Genomic DNA, 16,859 nt, shown 5'->3' on the forward strand with positions numbered 1-16,859 from the left:
GGTTAAATACGGCTTCTTTTGTCCCGGGGTTGGCCGGGGCGCTCATCATAACAGGACGGCACCGCCCAAGACAGCGGCCGTCAAAGGGACGCAAGCCGCCATGCAAGTGAAACACCTGCTGCTGATCGCCATCCTCGGGCTCACCGCGGCCTGTTCCTCTAATAAGGAAGTCATTGACGAGAACCTCAGCGAGGCCGAGCTGTATCAACAGGCTCAGGCTGACCTGGACAACTCCAGCTACACCAGCGCCGTGAACAAGCTCAAGGCCCTGGAGTCGCGCTACCCGTTCGGCCGCTACGCCGACCAGGCGCAGCTCGAGCTGATCTACGCCAACTACAAGAACTCCGAGCCTGAGGCCGCCAAATCGGCCGCCGAGCGCTTCATCCGCCTGCACCCGCAGCACCCGAACGTCGACTACGCCTACTACCTCAAGGGCCTGACCTCGTTCGACCAGGACCGTGGCCTGCTGGCGCGCTTCCTGCCGCTGGACATGACCAAGCGTGACCCGGGTGCCGCCCGCGACTCGTACAACGAGTTCGCCCAGCTGACCAGCCGCTTCCCCAACAGCCGCTACTCGCCGGATGCCAAGCAGCGCATGATCTACCTGCGCAACCTGCTGGCTTCCTACGAAATCCACGTGGCCGACTACTACCTGAGCCGCCAGGCCTACGTGGCCGCTGCCAACCGTGGCCGCTACGTGGTCGAGAACTTCCAGGAAACCCCATCGGTCGGCGACGGCCTGGCGATCATGGTCGAGTCCTACCAGAAGATGCACCTGGACGACCTGGCGGCCACCAGCCTGGAAACCCTCAAGCTCAACTACCCCGACCACCCGAGCCTGGTCGATGGCCAGTTCCAGCCCAAGCAGACCGAGTCTGACGGCCGCGGCTGGCTGTCCAAGGCCACCCTGGGCCTGATCGAGACCGAAACCCCGTTGCCGCCGGGCGAAACCCGCGCCAACCAGGACGTGGTCAAGCAGTTCCAGGACGCGCGCGACGAAATGCCGCAAGAGCTGCTGCCGAAGGACGAGAACGGCGACCCGATCGTGCCGGCAGGCCCGAAGGAAGCTGAAAAAGACCGTTCGTGGTTCAGCTACATGACCTTTGGTCTGTTCGACTGATCCAAGCGCAATGAGAAAGGGAGGCCTGAGGCCTCCCTTTTTTTATGCCCGCGTCCTAGACTGTCGGCTTCTACAACCAACAAGCTGGACACCATGGTTCGCCTACTTTTCTGGATCGCCCTGATCGCCGCCGCGTTCTGGCTGTGGCGCAAGTTCAAAGTCAGCCAGCAGTCGCACCCCGAGCCGAAGCTCGACGCGCCGCTGAAGATGGTGCGCTGCGCCCACTGCGGCGTGCACCTGCCCGACGACCGGGCGCTGCAGCAGGGTAATGACTGGTATTGCAGCCAGGCGCACTTGCAGCAGGGGCCTGGCCGACAAGGCTGAGGCTATCCCTGTTCACGCCCTTTCGCGGGTAAACCCGCTCCCACACAGATCTGTGAGATCCCTGTAGGAGCGGGTATACCCGCGAAGAGGCCCTTAGCCCAAACGCCCCTCTGGCGCATACGGCGCCGGATCGATGATCGGCTCGGCCCCGGTCAAAAGGTCGGTGAACAGCTGACACGAAGCCGGCGCCAGCACCAGCCCGTTGCGGTAATGCCCGCAGTTCAACCACAAACCGTCATGCCCAGGTACCGGCCCAATGTAGGGAATGCCTTCCGGCGAGCCGGGCCGCAGTCCGGCCCAGTGCCCCACCACCTTGGCATCCTTGAGCGCTGGCAGCAGTTCGATGGCTGAAGCCTTGAGGCTGGCCAACGCGTCCTCGGTCGGGGTCTTGTCGTAACCGGCATGTTCCAGCGTACTGCCCACCAGGATGTGCCCGTCACGCCGCGGGATCGCATAGCGCCCCTTGGCCAGCACCATGCTCGGCAGGAAGTCCTCGGCGCACTTGAACAGGATCATCTGGCCCTTCACCGGCTCGACCGGCAGTTCGAGCCCCAGGGTGCGCAGCAGGTCACCGCTCCAGGCGCCAGCGCTGAGCACCACTTCATCTGCCATGAGCACACCGTCAGCCGTCTGTACGCCAGTCACGCGCCCGTTCTCATGAACGAAGCCGCTGACCTGGCAGTGCTCACGCAAGGTCACGTTGGGCAGTGCCAGCAACGCTGCCTTGAGCGACTTCACCAGCCGCGGGTTGCGCACATTGGCCACACCAGCCATGAAGATCGCGTGCTTGAAACCTGGGCCAAGCACCGGCACCGCATCGTAGGCGGCGGAGATATCCACAGCGCTGAGTGGCCGCCGTTCGCGCTCGGCCCAGGCCAGCGCCTCGGCTTCGTCATCCAGGTCGAGCCAGTACAGGCCAGTGGTGTGCACCTCCGGATCGAGGCCAGTACTGGCGAACAGGCGCTCGCCCAGCTGTGGATAAAAATCCTGCGACCAATGCGCCAGGGCGGTCACCGCCGGGCTGTAGCGCCAGGGGTACAGCGGCGAAACGATACCGCCGCCGGCCCAGGAAGACTCACGGCCAACTTCGCCCTGATCACACACCACCACCTGGCCGACCCTCGCCGCCAGGTTGAACGCGGTCAGCAGGCCGATCACCCCGCCGCCGACCACCACTACTTGCTTGCTCATCTGTCGATCCAACACCTGAAGTAAATCCGCGATGCCTGGGCATCATTCAACCTTCAGCTTCCCCAGCAGCGCTCGTTGCTTTGCATGGCGCCCGGATTGCTCTGCACGCCGGCCTGGTCGAGCTGGAAGTCGCCACAGCGGTCATCGGCCATCAGGCCATCGGGCAGCCGGCGGGCGATCAGCGTGAAGGTGTCGCTGTCACGCTGGGCCTGCAGGCGGTAGTGGCGGTTGCTGGTGGGCAGATGTGGGTCGCCCTCGGCGTACTGGCCAGTGCGCACGCGATGGCGTTCCAGGCGCAGGGCAGCGTCATGCAGCAGGCCAACCACTTCGCTGCGTGCGGCTCGCCTGAGCTGGTCGCTGTAACTGGGGTAGGCAATGGCTGCCAGAATGCCGGTCACGGCCACGACAATCAACAACTCGATCAGGCTCATACCTTGCTGCATGTCAGTCCTGCCTCAGTCTTTGCCGCCAGAGGATGCGCTGGGGGGCTTGTGCTTGAGCGGTTGGGATGGCGTAGACGGCCTCCAGGACCTGGCGGGCTGCCAGTTGCTGGCTGACGGCTGTTATTCGGTACAAGGTGACCCGTTCCCCCTCCGGCATATGGGCGGCGCGGGTAGTTGTACCCAGGTTCTGCAGGTGAAAGTAGCCGCCCTTGATGCTTTGCCATTGGCCTTGCAGGTCGTGCGGACGTGATGGTGGTTGGCAGTCGCTGCACTTCACGGGCGGGGAGCGCTGCAGTTCATCGACGCCAGCCTGCAGCACGATCTCCGCTTGTTCGAATGCCAACAGGCCATCACTCATGGCGCCTGTCATGCGCGTTTCGATCAGCGCGTCGCGTAGGGCTGAAGCTGCAAGCAAGGCCAGCAGCAGGCTGAACACCAGCGACAGCAGCAGTACGATACCGCGCTGATGGTTCATGGGATGGATACCGAATTGCGCAGTGCCACGCTCAGTTCATGGCGCTGCTCAAGTTGCAGTGTCGGTTCAAACAACGTCAGTTGCAGGTCAACCCTTTCCCCCTCGGGCGCATCAACCTGCATCACCTGCATCTCACTCACATGGTTGGCGAGCGGCTGCGGCTGTGAGTTTTGGCCCTGTGTGAAATAGAGAATTGAACCGCGCAGCTCGTAACGATGACGGCTGATCCGCACGGCCATGACCGTACCCGTTTGCGAAGGAGGATCTTTGAAGACGACGGCTTCTTCACGGCAGTCCGTCAGCAATGTCCAGTCCGGCTTTCCTGTGTATCCCGATGACTCAGCGACCACCAATTCCAGGCTGGACGCCCCAATCACCAATGGCTGCGAGAATACCTGCTGAGCAAGCGGATCCTTGAAGTCACTGGACTTCAGTCGCAGGCAACCAAACATGCCAGCCATTCGGATATCTTGGGCCATGCGCAGGAGGGCCAAGCGTGCGTCATCCTGCAGGCGCAACGCCGCGCCCTGAAGCCGCCATGTTTGATAAGCGGAAACAAAAAGCTGACTGGTAGCCACCAACACCATCAGCCCGATCGCGAGCGCCAGCATGACCTCCAGCAACCCGAAGCCGACTTGAATGCGCTTCATGGCCGGTTCCGCTCGTATTCACTGTGCTCCGCCAACGCTGCCTGCCCTTCCCGCCGTGCACTGTCGGTGGCTTGCAATGCCTTAAGCTGTAAGGCGGCCGAGGCCAAGATGCCCACTGCCACCACGACTACTGCCAACAGCACCTCCAGAAGCGTCATGCCCCGCTGTTTCTTGTGCATCCCTGCACCTCCCGCGACTTTTCCTGCAACTACCTTGAACTTGGTCGTCTGGACGTCATGCCCACCGACCGTGAAGCTATAGCCAAGCACTTCCAGGGAGGAATGCACGGTGAGGCAACGTGGTGTAACACTGATTCAAATGATGTTCGCCCTGGCCATGGCCGCATTGCTGACGCAGCTCGGCATGCCGGCCTACGCAAGGTTGAGCGATGACCTATACAGAGCGGCGGCGGCCCGGGACCTGACCCAAACGCTGCGCGGCGCACGCAGCCACGCCATGCTGCAAAGTCAGCCGGTGTTGGTGCGACCACTGGAGGGTGATTGGGGGAAAGGTTGGCGCGTGTTGCTCGAACACAACCAACAAGTACTACGCGAACACCGGTTCTCACGGCTGATGAAAATAGCCGGCAACACCGATGGGCAGGTGAAGTTCAGTGCACAGGGAATGCCGGTGGGGCGCCTGGGCGCAACGATCAGAGTTTGCGAAGGCTCATCAACGAGCAGCAAGTATCGCGTGGTGATATCAAGTGCAGGAAGGGTCGACCTGCGCACAGATGACAAAACAGATTCTCTGTGCGCAGGCCCTTGATTCAGATCAGCGAGCGAACCCGCAGCTCTTTAGGCATGGAGAACGTGATGTTCTCCGGCCGCCCATCCAGCTCTTCGGCGCCGGTAGCGCCCCAGGCCTTGAGCTGTTCGATCACACCCTGCACCAACACTTCGGGGGCCGAAGCACCGGCAGTGATGCCCACCCGTTGCGCCTTTTCAAACCAGGCAAGCTGCATGTCCTCAGCGCCATCGATCAGATAGGCCGGGGTGCCCATGCGCTCGGCCAGCTCGCGCAGGCGGTTGGAGTTGGAGCTGTTGGGGCTGCCAACTACCAGCAATACATCACTCTCCTCGGCCAGCTGCTTGACGGCGTCCTGGCGGTTTTGCGTGGCGTAACAGATGTCGTCCTTGCGCGGGCCGCCGATGTTCGGGAAGCGTGCGCGCAGGGCATCGATGACGCGGCTGGTATCGTCCATCGACAGCGTGGTCTGGGTGACGAAGGCCAGGTGGTCCGGGTCGTTCACCTGCAGCTGGGCAACATCTTCCTCGTCTTCGACGAGGTAGATGGCGCCGCCGTTGCTGGCGTCGTATTGCCCCATGGTGCCTTCGACTTCCGGGTGTCCCTCGTGACCGATGAGAATGCACTCACGGCCATCGCGGCTGTACTTGGCCACTTCGATGTGCACCTTGGTAACCAGCGGGCAGGTCGCGTCGAACACCTTCAGGCCCCGGCCGGCGGCTTCCTGGCGCACGGCCTGGGAAACACCGTGGGCACTGAAGATGACGATGACATCGTCCGGCACCTGGTCCAGTTCTTCGACGAAGATGGCGCCACGGTTGCGCAGGTCTTCCACCACGAACTTGTTGTGCACCACTTCGTGACGCACATAGATCGGCGGGCCGAAGACTTCCAGCGCACGGTTGACGATCTCGATCGCCCGGTCGACCCCCGCGCAGAAGCCGCGCGGGTTGGCGAGTTTGATTTGCATGCTCGGCTCCAGGCTACAGGGCCTTGACCTCGAGGATCTCCACCTCGAAGGTCAGGGTCTTGCCAGCCAGTGGGTGATTGAAGTCGATGGTCACCTGGTTGTCGTCGAACGCTTTGACCACACCCGGCAGCTCGGTGTTGGCGGCGTCGTTGAAGATGATCAGCAGCCCTTCGGACAACTCCATGCCTTCGAAGTTGGACCGCGGCATGACTTGCACGTTCTGTGGGTTGGGCTGGCCGAAAGCGTTCTCCGGGGCCACCACCACAGTGCGCTTGTCACCGGCCTTGAAGCCGAACAGCGCGCTCTCGAAGCCTGGCAGCAGGTTGCCGTCGCCGACCTTGAAGGTGGCCGGGGCCTTGTCGAAGGTGCTGTCGACGGTGTCGCCGTTTTCCAGGTGCAGCGCGAAGTGCAGGGTGACTTCGGTGTTCTGGCCGATACGGGTGTCAGTCATGGACCGGATCCTCGGACTTCTTGCTCTTGAACATATCCAGCGCCAGCATCACCGCACCAACGGTGATGGCGCTATCGGCCAGGTTGAAGGCCGGGAAGTAATGACGGTTCTGCCAGTGCACCAGGATGAAGTCGACCACATGGCCGAGCACGATGCGGTCGTACAGGTTGCCGATCGCACCGCCCAGTACCAATGCCAACGCCACCGCCAGCCAGGTCTCGCCGCGCCCCAGGCGCTTGAGCCAGACCACCAGCACCGCACTGACCACCACGGCGATCAGGGCAAACAGCCAACGCTGCCAGCCGGCGCCATCGGCGAGGAAGCTGAAGGCAGCACCGGTGTTGTAGGCCAGGGTCCAGCTGAAGTAGTCAGGGATGACGACGATCTGCTGGTACATGGTCAGGGCGTTGTTGAAGTACAGCTTGGTGGCCTGGTCGAGGACCAGGACCAGCAAGCTCAGCCACAGCCATGCAAGGCGCCCGAAGCGCCCCGCTGCAGGGTTAGGCATAGTGGCGCACCTCACCCGAGCCGCTCAGGTTGTCGACGCAACGGCCGCAGATTTCCGGGTGCTCCGGGTGGCTGCCGACGTCGGCGCGGAAGTGCCAGCAACGGCCGCACTTGACGTGCCCAGACTTGACCACCTGCAGCTTGAGGCCTTCGACTTCGGTGGCCACGGCTTCGGCCGGCGCCTGGGCGAATGGCACCACGCTGGCGGCCGAGGTGATCAGCACGAAGCGCAGCTCGTCGCCCAGCTTGCTCAGGTCGGCGCTCAGGCCTTCCTCGGCGAACAGGGTGACTTCAGCCTGCAGGTTGCCGCCGATGACCTTGGCGGTACGCTGGTTCTCCAGCTCCTTGTTGACCGCTGCCTTCACGGCCATCACGCGGTCCCAGTAGGCGCGGTCCAGCTCGGTGCCTTCCGGCAGCTCGGTCAGGCCCTGGTACCAACCATTGAGCATCACCGACTCGTTACGCTCGCCCGGCAGGTACTGCCAGATTTCGTCAGCGGTGAACGCCAGGATCGGCGCGATCCAGCGCACCAGCGCCTCGCTGATGTGATACAGCGCGGTCTGGCAGGAACGGCGAGCAACACTGTTGGCGCCGGTGGTGTACTGGCGGTCCTTGATGATGTCGAGGTAGAAGCCACCCAGTTCCTGCACGCAGAAGTTGTGGATCTTCGAGTAGACGTTCCAGAAGCGGTATTCGCCGTAGTGCTCTTCCAGCTCGCGCTGCAGCAGCAGGGTACGGTCCACTGCCCAGCGGTCCAGGGCCAGCATGTCTTCAGGGGCCAGCAGGTCGCGGGCCGGGTCGAAGCCGGACAGGTTGGACAGCAGGAAGCGCGCGGTGTTGCGGATACGGCGGTAGGCATCGGCGCTGCGCTGCAGGATCTGCTCGGAAACCGCCATCTCGCCCGAGTAGTCGGTCGCGGAAACCCACAGGCGCAGGATGTCGGCACCCAGGGTGTTGTTGACCTTCTCCGGCTCGATGGTGTTGCCCAGCGACTTGGACATCTTGCGGCCGCTTTCGTCCACGGTGAAGCCGTGGGTCAGCAGCTCGCGGTACGGCGCGTGGCCGTCGATGGCGCAACCGGTCAGCAAGGACGAGTGGAACCAGCCGCGGTGCTGGTCGGAACCTTCCAGGTACAGGTCGGCGCGCGGGCCGGTGGCGTGGCCGATGTCGTGGGAGCCACGCAGCACGTGCCAGTGAGTGGTACCGGAGTCGAACCAGACGTCCAGGGTATCGGCGATCTTGTCGTACTGGCCGGCTTCGTCACCCAGCAGTTCGGCGGCGTCCAGCTTGAACCAGGCTTCGATGCCCTCTTGCTCGACGCGCTTGGCCACGGCTTCCATCAGCTCGACGGTGCGCGGGTGCAGCTCGCCGGTCTGCTTGTGCAGGAAGAACGGGATCGGTACGCCCCAGTTGCGCTGACGCGAGATGCACCAGTCCGGGCGGTTGGCGATCATCGAGTGCAGGCGCGCCTGGCCCCAGGCCGGGACGAACTTGGTGTCTTCGATGGCCTTGAGTGCACGCTCGCGCAGCGGCTCGCCGGTGCTCGGCTGCTTGTCCATGCCGACGAACCACTGCGCGGTGGCGCGGTAGATCAGCGGGGTCTTGTGGCGCCAGCAGTGCATGTAGCTGTGGCTGATGGTTTCGGTGTGCATCAGCGCGCCGACTTCGCTCAGCTTGTCGACGATGGCCGGGTTGGCCTTCCAGATGAACTGGCCGCCGAAGAATGGCAGCGACTCGACGTACACGCCGTTGCTCTGCACCGGCGTGAGGATGTCGTCGTTGACCATGCCGTAGCGTTTGCAGGTGACGAAGTCGTCTTCACCGTAGGCAGGTGCCGAGTGCACCACGCCGGTACCGGCGCCCAGCTCGACGTAGTCGGCCAGGTAGATCGGCGACAGGCGGTCGTAGAACGGGTGGCGGAAGTTGACCAGCTCCAGGGCCGAGCCTGGGGCGGTGGCGATCACCGAACCTTCCAGGTTGTAACGCTTGAGGCACGACTCGACCAGCTCTTCAGCCAGCACCAGCAGGCGCTCGCCAGTGTCGACCAGGGCGTACTTGAACTCCGGGTGGATGTTCAGCGCCTGGTTGGCCGGAATGGTCCACGGCGTGGTGGTCCAGATCACGATGGCAGCTGGCTTGGCCAGCGAGGCCAGGCCGAAGGCGGCAGCCAGCTTGGCTTCGTCGGCAACCGGGAAGGCCACGTCGATGGTCTGGGATTTCTTGTCGGCGTATTCGACTTCGGCTTCAGCCAGGGCCGAACCGCAATCGAAGCACCAGTTCACAGGCTTGAGGCCCTTGAACACGAAGCCTTGCTTGACCATTTCGGCCAGGGCACGGATTTCACCGGCCTCGTTGGCGAAGTTCATGGTCTTGTACGGGTTGTCCCAGTCACCCAGCACGCCCAGGCGAATGAACTCGGTCTTCTGCCCTTCGATCTGCTCGGCGGCGTACTCGCGGCACAGCTCGCGGGTGCGGTCGGCGGTCAGGTGCTTGCCATGGGTGACCTCGACCTTGTGCTCGATCGGCAGGCCATGGCAGTCCCAGCCCGGTACATACGGCGCGTCGAAGCCGGACAGGGTCTTGGAACGGACGATCATGTCCTTGAGGATCTTGTTCAGCGCATGACCGATGTGAATCTTGCCGTTGGCATAGGGCGGGCCGTCGTGCAGGACGAACTTCGGACGATCCTTGCCAATTTCGCGCAGCTTCTGGTACAGGCCAATGCTGTCCCAGCGCTGCAGGATCTGCGGTTCGCGCTGAGGCAGGCCGGCCTTCATGGGGAAGGCGGTGTCCGGAAGGTTTAGCGTGGCTTTGTAGTCGGTCATTTCAGGCTCTTCGTTAGCGGTTGAGCGTGCCAATGTGCACGTGCGGCGGCGATATCCGCATCGATCGCCGACTTCAGCGCCTCCAGGGAGGCGAATCGCTGCTCTTCACGCAGCTTGTGGTGGAATTCCACCGTCAGGCGCCGGCCATACAGATCGCCGGCATAATCCAGTAGATGAATCTCGAGGTGCGGGCGGCCGTCGCCGGCCACCGTGGGGCGCACCCCGATGTTGCCGACACCCGGCCAGGCCTTGCCGTCGATCTCGATGCTGGCCAGGTAGACCCCGGACAACGGCACACGGCGGCGCTTGAGCTGGATGTTGGCGGTCGGCGTGCCCAGCTGGCGAGCCAGCTTCTGGCCATGCAGCACACGGCCGGTAATACGGTATGGGCGGCCCAGCAGGTGCTCGGCCAGCTCGAAGTTGCCCTCGGACAGCGCCTTGCGCACCTCGGTGCTGCTGACCCGCAGGCCGTCCTGGATCACCGTGTTGGCGGCTTCGACGGTAAACCCATACTGCTCGCCGGCAGCGACCAAGAAGGCGAAGTCGCCGGCACGGTCGCAGCCGAAGCGGAAGTCGTCGCCCACTTCGAGGTGGCGCACGCCCAGGCCATCGACCAGGATCGCCTTGACGAACGCATCGGCGCTGAGCTTGCTCAGGCGCTGGTTGAACGCCAGGCACAGGACCCGGTCGATGCCTTCGGCGGCCAGCAGTTCGACCTTGTCGCGCAGGCGCGCCAGGCGGGCGGGTGCGGTGTCCGGGGCGAAGTACTCGCGCGGCTGCGGTTCGAAGATCACCACGCAGGTCGGCAGGCCCAACGCCTGGCCGCGCTCGCGCAGGCGCGCCAGGATTGCCTGGTGGCCGCGGTGAACCCCGTCGAAGTTGCCAATGGTGGCGACACAGCCCCGGTGCTCGGGGCGCAGGTTGTGAAGACCTCGAACCAGCTGCATAACGCGCTTCTTGCTCATAAAGTGGCCGATTATAACCACACCCGGGCGCTGGTGACAGGCAGCAGCGCCAAGGGGTGGCGTGGAATGCGAAAAACCGACGCCTGACCCGCCTTCTACCTCAATGCAGGGCCTTGCGGGCGAAATGCCGGGGCCGGAAACCACACAGGTACAGGCAACCGAAATAGGTCACCACACCCGCCGCGATCAACGCACCGAGGCGCAGGAACCGTTCGAGCATGTTGCCCTGTTCCCAGGCCGGCAGATAGTGCATGCCCACCAGCAGCACCGCTGCCATCAGGGTAACTGCCAGTACCAGCTTGAGCAGGTACATCGCCCAGCCCGGTTGCGGCTGGAACAATTGCTGGCTGCGCAGCTTCCAGAACAGCAGGCCCGCGTTCAGGCAGGCACCCAGGCTGATCGCCAGGGCCAGGCCGGCGTGCTGCAGCGGGCCGACCAGCGCCAGGTTGAACAGCTGGGTACAGACCAGGGTGAAGATCGCGATCTTCACCGGCGTACGGATATTCTGCTGCGCATAGAAGCCCGGTGCCAGTACCTTGACCAGGATGATCGCCAGCAGGCCGACCGAATAGGCGATCAGCGCACGTTGGGTCATCGCGGCGTCGAAGGCGCTGAACTTGCCGTACTGGAACAGCGCCACGGTCAGCGGCTCGGCGAGGATCGCCAGGGCCAGGGTGCACGGCAGCACCAGCAGGAAGCACAGGCGCAGGCCCCAGTCCATGATCCGCGAATACTCCTCGCGGTCCTTGTTGGCGTAGGTCTTGGCCAGGGTCGGCAGCAGGATGGTGCCCAGGGCAACGCCCAGCACCCCCGAAGGCAGCTCCATGAGGCGGTCGGCGTAGTACATCCACGACACCGAGCCGGCGACCAGGAACGAGGCGAAGATGGTGTTGATGATCAGCGAGATCTGGCTCACCGACACCCCGAGGATCGCCGGCAGCATCTGCTTGAGCACCCGCCATACGCCAGCGTCGCGCAGGTTGAGACGCGGCAGCACGAGCATGCCGATCTTCTTCAGCGCTGGCAGCTGGTAAAGCAACTGCGCCAGGCCACCGGCCAGCACGCCCCAGGCCAGGGCCATGATCGGCGGGTTGAAGTACGGCGTCAGCAGCACGGCGAAGATGATCATCGCCACGTTGAGCAGGGTCGGGGTGAACGCCGGGACCGAAAAGCGGTTCCAGGTGTTGAGGATCGCGCCGGCCAGGGACGACAGCGAGATCAGCAATATATAAGGGAACGTCACCCGCAGCAGGTCGGTGGTCAGCGCGTACTTCTCGGCACTGTCGACAAAGCCTGGGGCGGTGGCCCAGACCACCCACGGCGCGGCGAGGATGCCGACCGCCGTGACCAGGGCCAGCACCAGGGTCAGCAGGCCGCTGACGTAGGCGATGAAGGTCCGTGTCGCCTCCTCGCCTTGCTGGGTCTTGTATTCGGCCAGAATCGGCACGAACGCCTGGGAGAACGCCCCTTCAGCAAAGATCCGCCGCAGCAGGTTGGGCAGCTTGAAGGCGATGAAGAAGGCGTCGGTGGCGATCCCGGCACCGAAAACACGGGCCAGGATAGTGTCGCGCACGAAGCCCAGCACCCGCGAAATCATGGTGATGGAGCTGACTGCAGCCAGGGATTTGAGCAGATTCATCGAAAAGATTCACGCCAGGGACAGAGGGCGCTGCCAGACAGCGTCCGAATGTGCGATACTCCCGCGCCTTCGCAGGGGAGCCAAAAATTCCCGAGTTTACAGGTAGCACGGCAGAAAGGAATATTTCCCGCCTGTTGCTGCACCACTCGGCGGAACCCTGCAGGTGGCCTTGACATCCGGTCGACTCATCGGCATGATTCGCGGCCTATTTTGTTTGCTATTTACCTAAAGTCTTTCGAGGAGCTCGACGGTGGCCAACACACCTTCCGCCAAGAAACGTGCAAAACAGGCTGAGAAGCGTCGCAGCCACAACGCCAGCCTGCGTTCCATGGTCCGCACCTACATCAAGAATGTAGTTAAAGCCATCGACGCAAAAGACGCCGAAAAAGCGCAAGCCGCTTACGTTCTGGCTGTACCTGTAATCGACCGTATGGCCGACAAAGGTATCATCCACAAGAACAAAGCTGCTCGCCACAAAGGCCGTCTGAATGGCCACATCAAGGCGCTGAAAGAAGCTGCAGCTGCCTAAGCGACGCTTGTCGAAAAAACCGACCCTAGGGTCGGTTTTTTTATGCCTGCAGTTTAATGCCGCCTCCAGGCGTGCGCTGTACTTGTGGGAGCCGCGCTTGCCGGCGATGGGCCGCGAAGCGGCCCCACGATTTCAAGGTTGTTGCGTAAATTGTCGGGGCCGCTTCGCGGCCCATCGCCGGCAAGCGCGGCTCCCACAGGGGTTGCGCCAGCTTTAAGAACCAGCAAAGGCCGCTCGTGGCGGCCCCGTCTACTGTTACTTCGCGATCTGGATCTTCGGCGCCCACTGCAGCCAGGCATCCTCCGGCTTGTCGAACAAGGCGAAAGTCTGCTGCGGCCGTGCCGGGTTGCCCATCTGCTCGCCTTCAGGCGTGGCGAAGGCTATGCCACCATCGATGAGCGTTTGCAGCGACTCGGTACGCACCGTGGCGCCCTTGAACAGCCCCCAGTCGAAGCCGAAGCCACTGCTGTTCCAGAACCGGCTGCCACCGCGCACCAGGGCGGCATAACGCGGCTCGATCAGAATGTGGATCAACACGCGGTCTGCAGTCTGCCCCAGCTCGAAACCGGTCACCTTGCCCACCGCCACCTCGCGGTAGGTAACAGGCACCCCCGGCTTGATCGAACCGCGCCGCGGCGCACTCAGGGTCAACGGCAAGCCCACTTCCTCGCCGACGATTTCAGGTGCTTCGCCCAGCGCGATGAAATCACGCTGTGGCCCCTTGTCCTTCGCCGCCGGCTGCACTTCGATGTACTGCCCGCCGATCAAGGTATCGAGGTTCTCGGTGCGCACCAGCCCAAGCGCCGGCTTGACCACCCAGAACTGCGTGCCCGCACGGGCAATGCGATCAGCCGCTTCGGTGATACGTGCTCGCAGCAGCACCGCCTGCAAGTCTTTTGTCAGGTCCACGCTCTCGACGCTACCCACGTCCAGGCCACGGAAGCGGATTGGCGTACCCGGCTTGAGGCCGTCGGCACGGTCTACCCGAATGGTGACCAGGGTACCAGTGCGATTCACCGCCTCCTGGCTCTCCAGCAGGCGGAAGCGTGGGATACGGCGCTTGAGCGCAACATCGGGCGTAGGCGTATCGAAGGCGATACCGCCGGCCATCAGTGTCTGCAGCGACTCACTCTTGATCTTGATACCCGACAGGCCACCGGTCAGGGTAATACCGCTGACGTTCCAGAAGCGCGAGGAGCCGTTGACCAGGTTCTCGTATTCCTTCTCGATGTGCACACCGATCAGGATCCGCTTGCTGTTGCGGGCAAACTGGTAGCTCTGCACGCTACCGACCTTCACCTGGCGATACATCACCGGGCTGCCGATCTCCAGAGAACCCAGGGTGTCGGCGAACAGCACCAGGTGCAGACCGGGTGCCTTCAGGTCCAGCGGCGGGGCCTTGGGCCGCGCCTCGAACTCGCGCTGTGGCTTGGCGCCCTTCTCGCCTGGGCGGATGGCAATGTAGTTGCCTTTGACCAGCGCTTCCAGTCCGGTGATACCGGCCAGGGAAATCGATGGTTTGACTACCCAGAACTGCGTGCCATCGACCAGATAGTCCTCGGCAAGCGGGTCCAGCGTCAGCTCGGCCGTGGCGCTGGCCAGGTTGTCTTCCATCTTCAGGGCTTTCAACGAGCCCACCTGAATACCCTTGTACATGACTGGCGTACGACCAGCCTGCAGGCCTTCGTAGTCGCTCAACTTCACTTTGACGCGGATACCCGCCTGGGCTGCATCGAAGTCTTCATACAAGCGGAACGGCAGGCTCGGGTCGGTCGGTGGGCTGTCCTTGCGATACTCCGGCGTAGCGAAGGCGATACCGCCGGCCACGATGCTGGACAACGACTCGCTGCGCACCTTCACACCCGACAGGTCAGCGTCGATGCTGATGCCGCTGGCATTCCAGAAACGCGTGTGCTTGCGCACCAGGCTGGCGTAGCCGGGCTCGATGAACACTTTGACCTCGACCGTGCTCTGGTCGTCGGACAGGCGATAGCTTTTCACCCGGCCAACCTGGATCTGCTTGTAGAACACCGGGCTGTCCCGATTGAGCGAACCCAGGCGCTCAGCCTTGAGGGTCAGGTGCAGGCCGGGCTCGGTGTCGGCCAGCGGCGGCGCAACCTTCAGTGCGGTAAAGCGCTTGGTCCGTTCGCCCTCACCCGGGCTGACAGCGATGTAGTTGCCGGATACCAGTGTTTCCAGGCCCGAGATACCCGCCAGACTGACACTTGGCTTGACCAGCCAGAACCGCGTGCCTTTGGTCAGGTGCGGATCGGCGGCCTTGTTCATCTCGATGGTGGCGATCACCCCCTGGTTATCGCCCTTGGCATCGAGCACCAGCTTCGTGACCTTGCCGACCGACATGCCCTTGTAGATGACCTCGGTCTTGTTGGCGACGATGCCTTCGCCGGTCTCGAAGCGCACCTCGATCTCCACGCCAGCATCGCGGTAGGCCTGCCAGGCCAGCCAGCCACCGATCATCAGCGCGATCAGCGGCAGGATCCAGATGGCCGACCAGTTCGAGGCAGGGCGGGTTTTAGCCGTTGGCATGTCACTCATGGTCGTCATCCGACTCCGTGTTATCCCAGATCAGTCGGGGATCAAAAGTTAAAGCAGCAAGCATCGTGAGAATCACCACAGTTGCGAAGGCGACAGCGCCCAGGTTGGCTTCGACACTGGCGATACGACCGAAATTCACCACCGCCACCAAAATGGCAATGACGAAGATGTCCAGCATGGACCAGCGTCCTATGAACTCGATGAAGCGGTACATCAGTATCCGCTGCCTTGCCGAAAGCGGCTGGCGGCGCTGGACCGAATACAGCAACAGACCGATGCCCACCAGCTTGAAGGTAGGCACCAGAATGCTGGCAATGAACACCACGGCGGCGATTGGCACCATGCCGTGCTTGAGCAAGGTAATGACGCCCGACATGATGGTGTCGCCGCTACCCTGCCCCAAGGTGCTGATAGTCATGATCGGCAACAGGTTGGCCGGGATGTACAGAATCGAAGCAGTGATCAGCAGTGCCCAGGTACGGATGATGCTGTTGGGTCGCCGCGCGTGCACGATGGCGCCGCAGCGCGTACAGGTCTGCGAATCGCTTTCGGCATCCTGACGGTTCAGTTCATGACATTCATTGCAGACCAGGATGCCTGCATCAATCGCCCGCATGGAGATCCTCCCCCGACAACGCGCTCCAGATCTGGTGTGGCGACATCACCACTTCGAGCCAGACCTGGACCAGTAACAGGCTGATGAAACAGAACAGACCCAGGCCAACCGTCAGTTCGGCCAGATCCACGAGTTTGACGATCGCCACCAGCACGCCCATGAAGTAGACCTCGAGCATGCCCCAGTCACGCAGGTGGTGATAAAAGCGGTAGAACACCAGCCCGTAATCACGCCCCACATTCAGGCGGATGCTCAACAATACGGCCAACTGGCACAGGAGCTTGAGCAGTGGAATGGCCATGCTACAGAGGAACACCACCACGGCAACGCCGCGCATCTCTGAGTTGTACAGGCCCAGCACACCACTCCAGACGGTATCGTCCGAAGTCTGGCCGAGCAGGTGCAGTTGCATGATGGGCAGGAAGTTGGCCGGCACGAACAGCAACAAGGCCGTCAACACCAGGGCCAGGCTGCGGTTGACCACATTGTGCCGGTGGGCGTACAGCTCGTAGCCACAGCGCGGGCATTGGGCTTTTTCGTCATGCTGCAGCACCGGCTTGCGCATCAGCAGGTCGCACTCGTGGCAGGCGACCAGGTCTTCCAGCGGCAACTGCTCTAGGGCTTGGGTTTCGAAGGGATCGGGCATCTCGATATTCTGAATAGGTACGTCGGCTCTATTCTAGTGTTCCCAGCTCGAAATGTGGGAGATGACTAATGCCTACCGTGGATCCAGAAAGACAAAACCCCTACCTGCATGCGCAGATAGGGGTTTTGCGAAATGAATCTTGACGATGACCTACTCTCACATGGGGAAACCCCACACTACCATCGGCGATGCATCGTTTCACTAC

General features: G+C 62.7%; 18 protein-coding genes. 4 read left to right on the top strand and 14 right to left on the bottom strand.

Annotation, left to right across the window (positions count from 1 at the left end; genetic code table 11):
• Positions 1 to 100 precede the first annotated feature (100 nt).
• The gene (locus J7573_RS20200) at positions 101 to 1,120 is read left to right on the top strand and encodes an outer membrane protein assembly factor BamD (RefSeq protein ID WP_294339508.1); all 1,020 of its coding nucleotides are present in this window, start codon (positions 101 to 103) and stop codon (positions 1,118 to 1,120) included.
• A 93-nt stretch (positions 1,121 to 1,213) separates the two neighbouring features.
• Positions 1,214 to 1,444 carry a PP0621 family protein gene (locus J7573_RS20205; RefSeq protein ID WP_294339511.1) on the top strand — a complete coding sequence of 77 codons (231 nt, stop codon included), beginning with the start codon at positions 1,214 to 1,216 and terminating at the stop codon, positions 1,442 to 1,444.
• A 93-nt stretch (positions 1,445 to 1,537) separates the two neighbouring features.
• Here the strand turns inward: J7573_RS20205 and thiO are convergent, their stop codons facing one another.
• The 5 genes from thiO to J7573_RS20230 are packed head-to-tail and all read right to left on the bottom strand — an operon-like array spanning position 1,538 to position 4,382.
• Positions 1,538 to 2,635: a glycine oxidase ThiO gene (gene thiO / locus J7573_RS20210; RefSeq protein ID WP_294339513.1), complete on the bottom strand. Its 1,098-nt coding sequence runs from the start codon at positions 2,633 to 2,635 to the stop codon at positions 1,538 to 1,540.
• Between the two features lie 53 nt (positions 2,636 to 2,688).
• A complete protein-coding gene (locus tag J7573_RS20215) occupies positions 2,689 to 3,078 on the bottom strand; it encodes a type IV pilin protein (RefSeq protein WP_294339515.1) in 390 nt (129 codons plus the stop codon).
• A 1-nt stretch (position 3,079) separates the two neighbouring features.
• Complete coding sequence (locus J7573_RS20220) at positions 3,080 to 3,553, bottom strand: hypothetical protein (RefSeq protein WP_294339517.1); 474 nt, start codon at positions 3,551 to 3,553, stop codon at positions 3,080 to 3,082.
• On the bottom strand, positions 3,550 to 4,203 hold the full coding sequence (locus J7573_RS20225; RefSeq protein ID WP_294339521.1) for a pilus assembly protein PilW: 654 nt from the start codon (positions 4,201 to 4,203) through the stop codon (positions 3,550 to 3,552). The genes J7573_RS20220 and J7573_RS20225 overlap by 4 nt, the downstream gene beginning before the upstream one ends.
• A complete protein-coding gene (locus tag J7573_RS20230; protein ID WP_294339575.1) occupies positions 4,200 to 4,382 on the bottom strand; it encodes a prepilin-type N-terminal cleavage/methylation domain-containing protein in 183 nt (60 codons plus the stop codon). The genes J7573_RS20225 and J7573_RS20230 overlap by 4 nt, the downstream gene beginning before the upstream one ends.
• Before the next feature lie 109 nt (positions 4,383 to 4,491).
• Here J7573_RS20230 and J7573_RS20235 point away from each other — a divergent pair, with 109 nt between their 5' ends.
• On the top strand, positions 4,492 to 4,971 hold the full coding sequence (locus tag J7573_RS20235; RefSeq protein ID WP_294339524.1) for a GspH/FimT family pseudopilin: 480 nt from the start codon (positions 4,492 to 4,494) through the stop codon (positions 4,969 to 4,971).
• Position 4,972: 1 nt separating this feature from the next.
• Here the strand turns inward: J7573_RS20235 and ispH are convergent, their stop codons facing one another.
• The 6 genes from ispH to murJ all read right to left on the bottom strand — a co-directional run bounded on the left by ispH (position 4,973) and on the right by murJ (position 12,307).
• Positions 4,973 to 5,920 (bottom strand): 4-hydroxy-3-methylbut-2-enyl diphosphate reductase, encoded by a 948-nt coding sequence (ispH, locus tag J7573_RS20240; protein WP_294339526.1) that lies wholly within the window; start codon positions 5,918 to 5,920, stop codon positions 4,973 to 4,975.
• Between the two features lie 13 nt (positions 5,921 to 5,933).
• Positions 5,934 to 6,371: an FKBP-type peptidyl-prolyl cis-trans isomerase gene (fkpB, locus tag J7573_RS20245; protein WP_294339528.1), complete on the bottom strand. Its 438-nt coding sequence runs from the start codon at positions 6,369 to 6,371 to the stop codon at positions 5,934 to 5,936.
• The gene (lspA, locus tag J7573_RS20250; protein ID WP_054886101.1) at positions 6,364 to 6,879 is read right to left on the bottom strand and encodes a signal peptidase II; all 516 of its coding nucleotides are present in this window, start codon (positions 6,877 to 6,879) and stop codon (positions 6,364 to 6,366) included. Before lspA ends, fkpB begins: the two co-directional genes overlap by 8 nt.
• Positions 6,872 to 9,703 (bottom strand): isoleucine--tRNA ligase, encoded by a 2,832-nt coding sequence (gene ileS, locus J7573_RS20255; protein ID WP_294339532.1) that lies wholly within the window; start codon positions 9,701 to 9,703, stop codon positions 6,872 to 6,874. Before ileS ends, lspA begins: the two co-directional genes overlap by 8 nt.
• A complete protein-coding gene (gene ribF / locus J7573_RS20260) occupies positions 9,700 to 10,650 on the bottom strand; it encodes a bifunctional riboflavin kinase/FAD synthetase (protein WP_103445786.1) in 951 nt (316 codons plus the stop codon). The genes ileS and ribF overlap by 4 nt, the downstream gene beginning before the upstream one ends.
• Positions 10,651 to 10,768: 118 nt before the next feature.
• A complete protein-coding gene (gene murJ, locus J7573_RS20265; protein WP_294339539.1) occupies positions 10,769 to 12,307 on the bottom strand; it encodes a murein biosynthesis integral membrane protein MurJ in 1,539 nt (512 codons plus the stop codon).
• Between the two features lie 250 nt (positions 12,308 to 12,557).
• Here murJ and rpsT point away from each other — a divergent pair, with 250 nt between their 5' ends.
• Positions 12,558 to 12,836, top strand: a complete 279-nt coding sequence (gene rpsT, locus J7573_RS20270; protein WP_003247625.1) for a 30S ribosomal protein S20 — start codon at positions 12,558 to 12,560, stop codon at positions 12,834 to 12,836.
• 255 nt (positions 12,837 to 13,091) lie between these two features.
• Here the strand turns inward: rpsT and J7573_RS20275 are convergent, their stop codons facing one another.
• From J7573_RS20275 to J7573_RS20285, 3 genes are read right to left on the bottom strand one after another with little or no spacing between them, the layout of a single operon-like run.
• Positions 13,092 to 15,392: an MlaD family protein gene (locus J7573_RS20275; RefSeq protein WP_294339563.1), complete on the bottom strand. Its 2,301-nt coding sequence runs from the start codon at positions 15,390 to 15,392 to the stop codon at positions 13,092 to 13,094.
• Positions 15,385 to 16,008 (bottom strand): paraquat-inducible protein A, encoded by a 624-nt coding sequence (locus J7573_RS20280; RefSeq protein ID WP_110639939.1) that lies wholly within the window; start codon positions 16,006 to 16,008, stop codon positions 15,385 to 15,387. The genes J7573_RS20275 and J7573_RS20280 overlap by 8 nt, the downstream gene beginning before the upstream one ends.
• A complete protein-coding gene (locus J7573_RS20285; protein ID WP_294339568.1) occupies positions 15,995 to 16,654 on the bottom strand; it encodes a paraquat-inducible protein A in 660 nt (219 codons plus the stop codon). The genes J7573_RS20280 and J7573_RS20285 overlap by 14 nt, the downstream gene beginning before the upstream one ends.
• Positions 16,655 to 16,859 lie beyond the last annotated feature (205 nt).

This window comes from Pseudomonas sp. (genome assembly GCF_017744435.1).
Classification (GTDB): domain Bacteria; phylum Pseudomonadota; class Gammaproteobacteria; order Pseudomonadales; family Pseudomonadaceae; genus Aquipseudomonas.

Excerpts from the sequence above, each read along its gene's own strand:
- J7573_RS20200 (WP_294339508.1), top strand. The coding sequence starts at position 101 with ATGCAAGTGAAACACCTGCTGCTGATCGCCATCCTCGGGCTCACCGCG.
- J7573_RS20205 (WP_294339511.1), top strand. The coding sequence starts at position 1,214 with ATGGTTCGCCTACTTTTCTGGATCGCCCTGATCGCCGCCGCGTTCTGG.
- thiO (WP_294339513.1), bottom strand. The coding sequence starts at position 2,635 with ATGAGCAAGCAAGTAGTGGTGGTCGGCGGCGGGGTGATCGGCCTGCTG.
- J7573_RS20215 (WP_294339515.1), bottom strand. The coding sequence starts at position 3,078 with ATGCAGCAAGGTATGAGCCTGATCGAGTTGTTGATTGTCGTGGCCGTG.
- J7573_RS20220 (WP_294339517.1), bottom strand. The coding sequence starts at position 3,553 with ATGAACCATCAGCGCGGTATCGTACTGCTGCTGTCGCTGGTGTTCAGC.
- J7573_RS20225 (WP_294339521.1), bottom strand. The coding sequence starts at position 4,203 with ATGAAGCGCATTCAAGTCGGCTTCGGGTTGCTGGAGGTCATGCTGGCG.
- J7573_RS20230 (WP_294339575.1), bottom strand. The coding sequence starts at position 4,382 with ATGCACAAGAAACAGCGGGGCATGACGCTTCTGGAGGTGCTGTTGGCA.
- ispH (WP_294339526.1), bottom strand. The coding sequence starts at position 5,920 with ATGCAAATCAAACTCGCCAACCCGCGCGGCTTCTGCGCGGGGGTCGAC.
- fkpB (WP_294339528.1), bottom strand. The coding sequence starts at position 6,371 with ATGACTGACACCCGTATCGGCCAGAACACCGAAGTCACCCTGCACTTC.
- lspA (WP_054886101.1), bottom strand. The coding sequence starts at position 6,879 with ATGCCTAACCCTGCAGCGGGGCGCTTCGGGCGCCTTGCATGGCTGTGG.
- ileS (WP_294339532.1), bottom strand. The coding sequence starts at position 9,703 with ATGACCGACTACAAAGCCACGCTAAACCTTCCGGACACCGCCTTCCCC.
- ribF (WP_103445786.1), bottom strand. The coding sequence starts at position 10,650 with ATGCAGCTGGTTCGAGGTCTTCACAACCTGCGCCCCGAGCACCGGGGC.
- murJ (WP_294339539.1), bottom strand. The coding sequence starts at position 12,307 with ATGAATCTGCTCAAATCCCTGGCTGCAGTCAGCTCCATCACCATGATT.
- J7573_RS20275 (WP_294339563.1), bottom strand. The coding sequence starts at position 15,392 with ATGAGTGACATGCCAACGGCTAAAACCCGCCCTGCCTCGAACTGGTCG.
- J7573_RS20280 (WP_110639939.1), bottom strand. The coding sequence starts at position 16,008 with ATGCGGGCGATTGATGCAGGCATCCTGGTCTGCAATGAATGTCATGAA.
- J7573_RS20285 (WP_294339568.1), bottom strand. The coding sequence starts at position 16,654 with ATGCCCGATCCCTTCGAAACCCAAGCCCTAGAGCAGTTGCCGCTGGAA.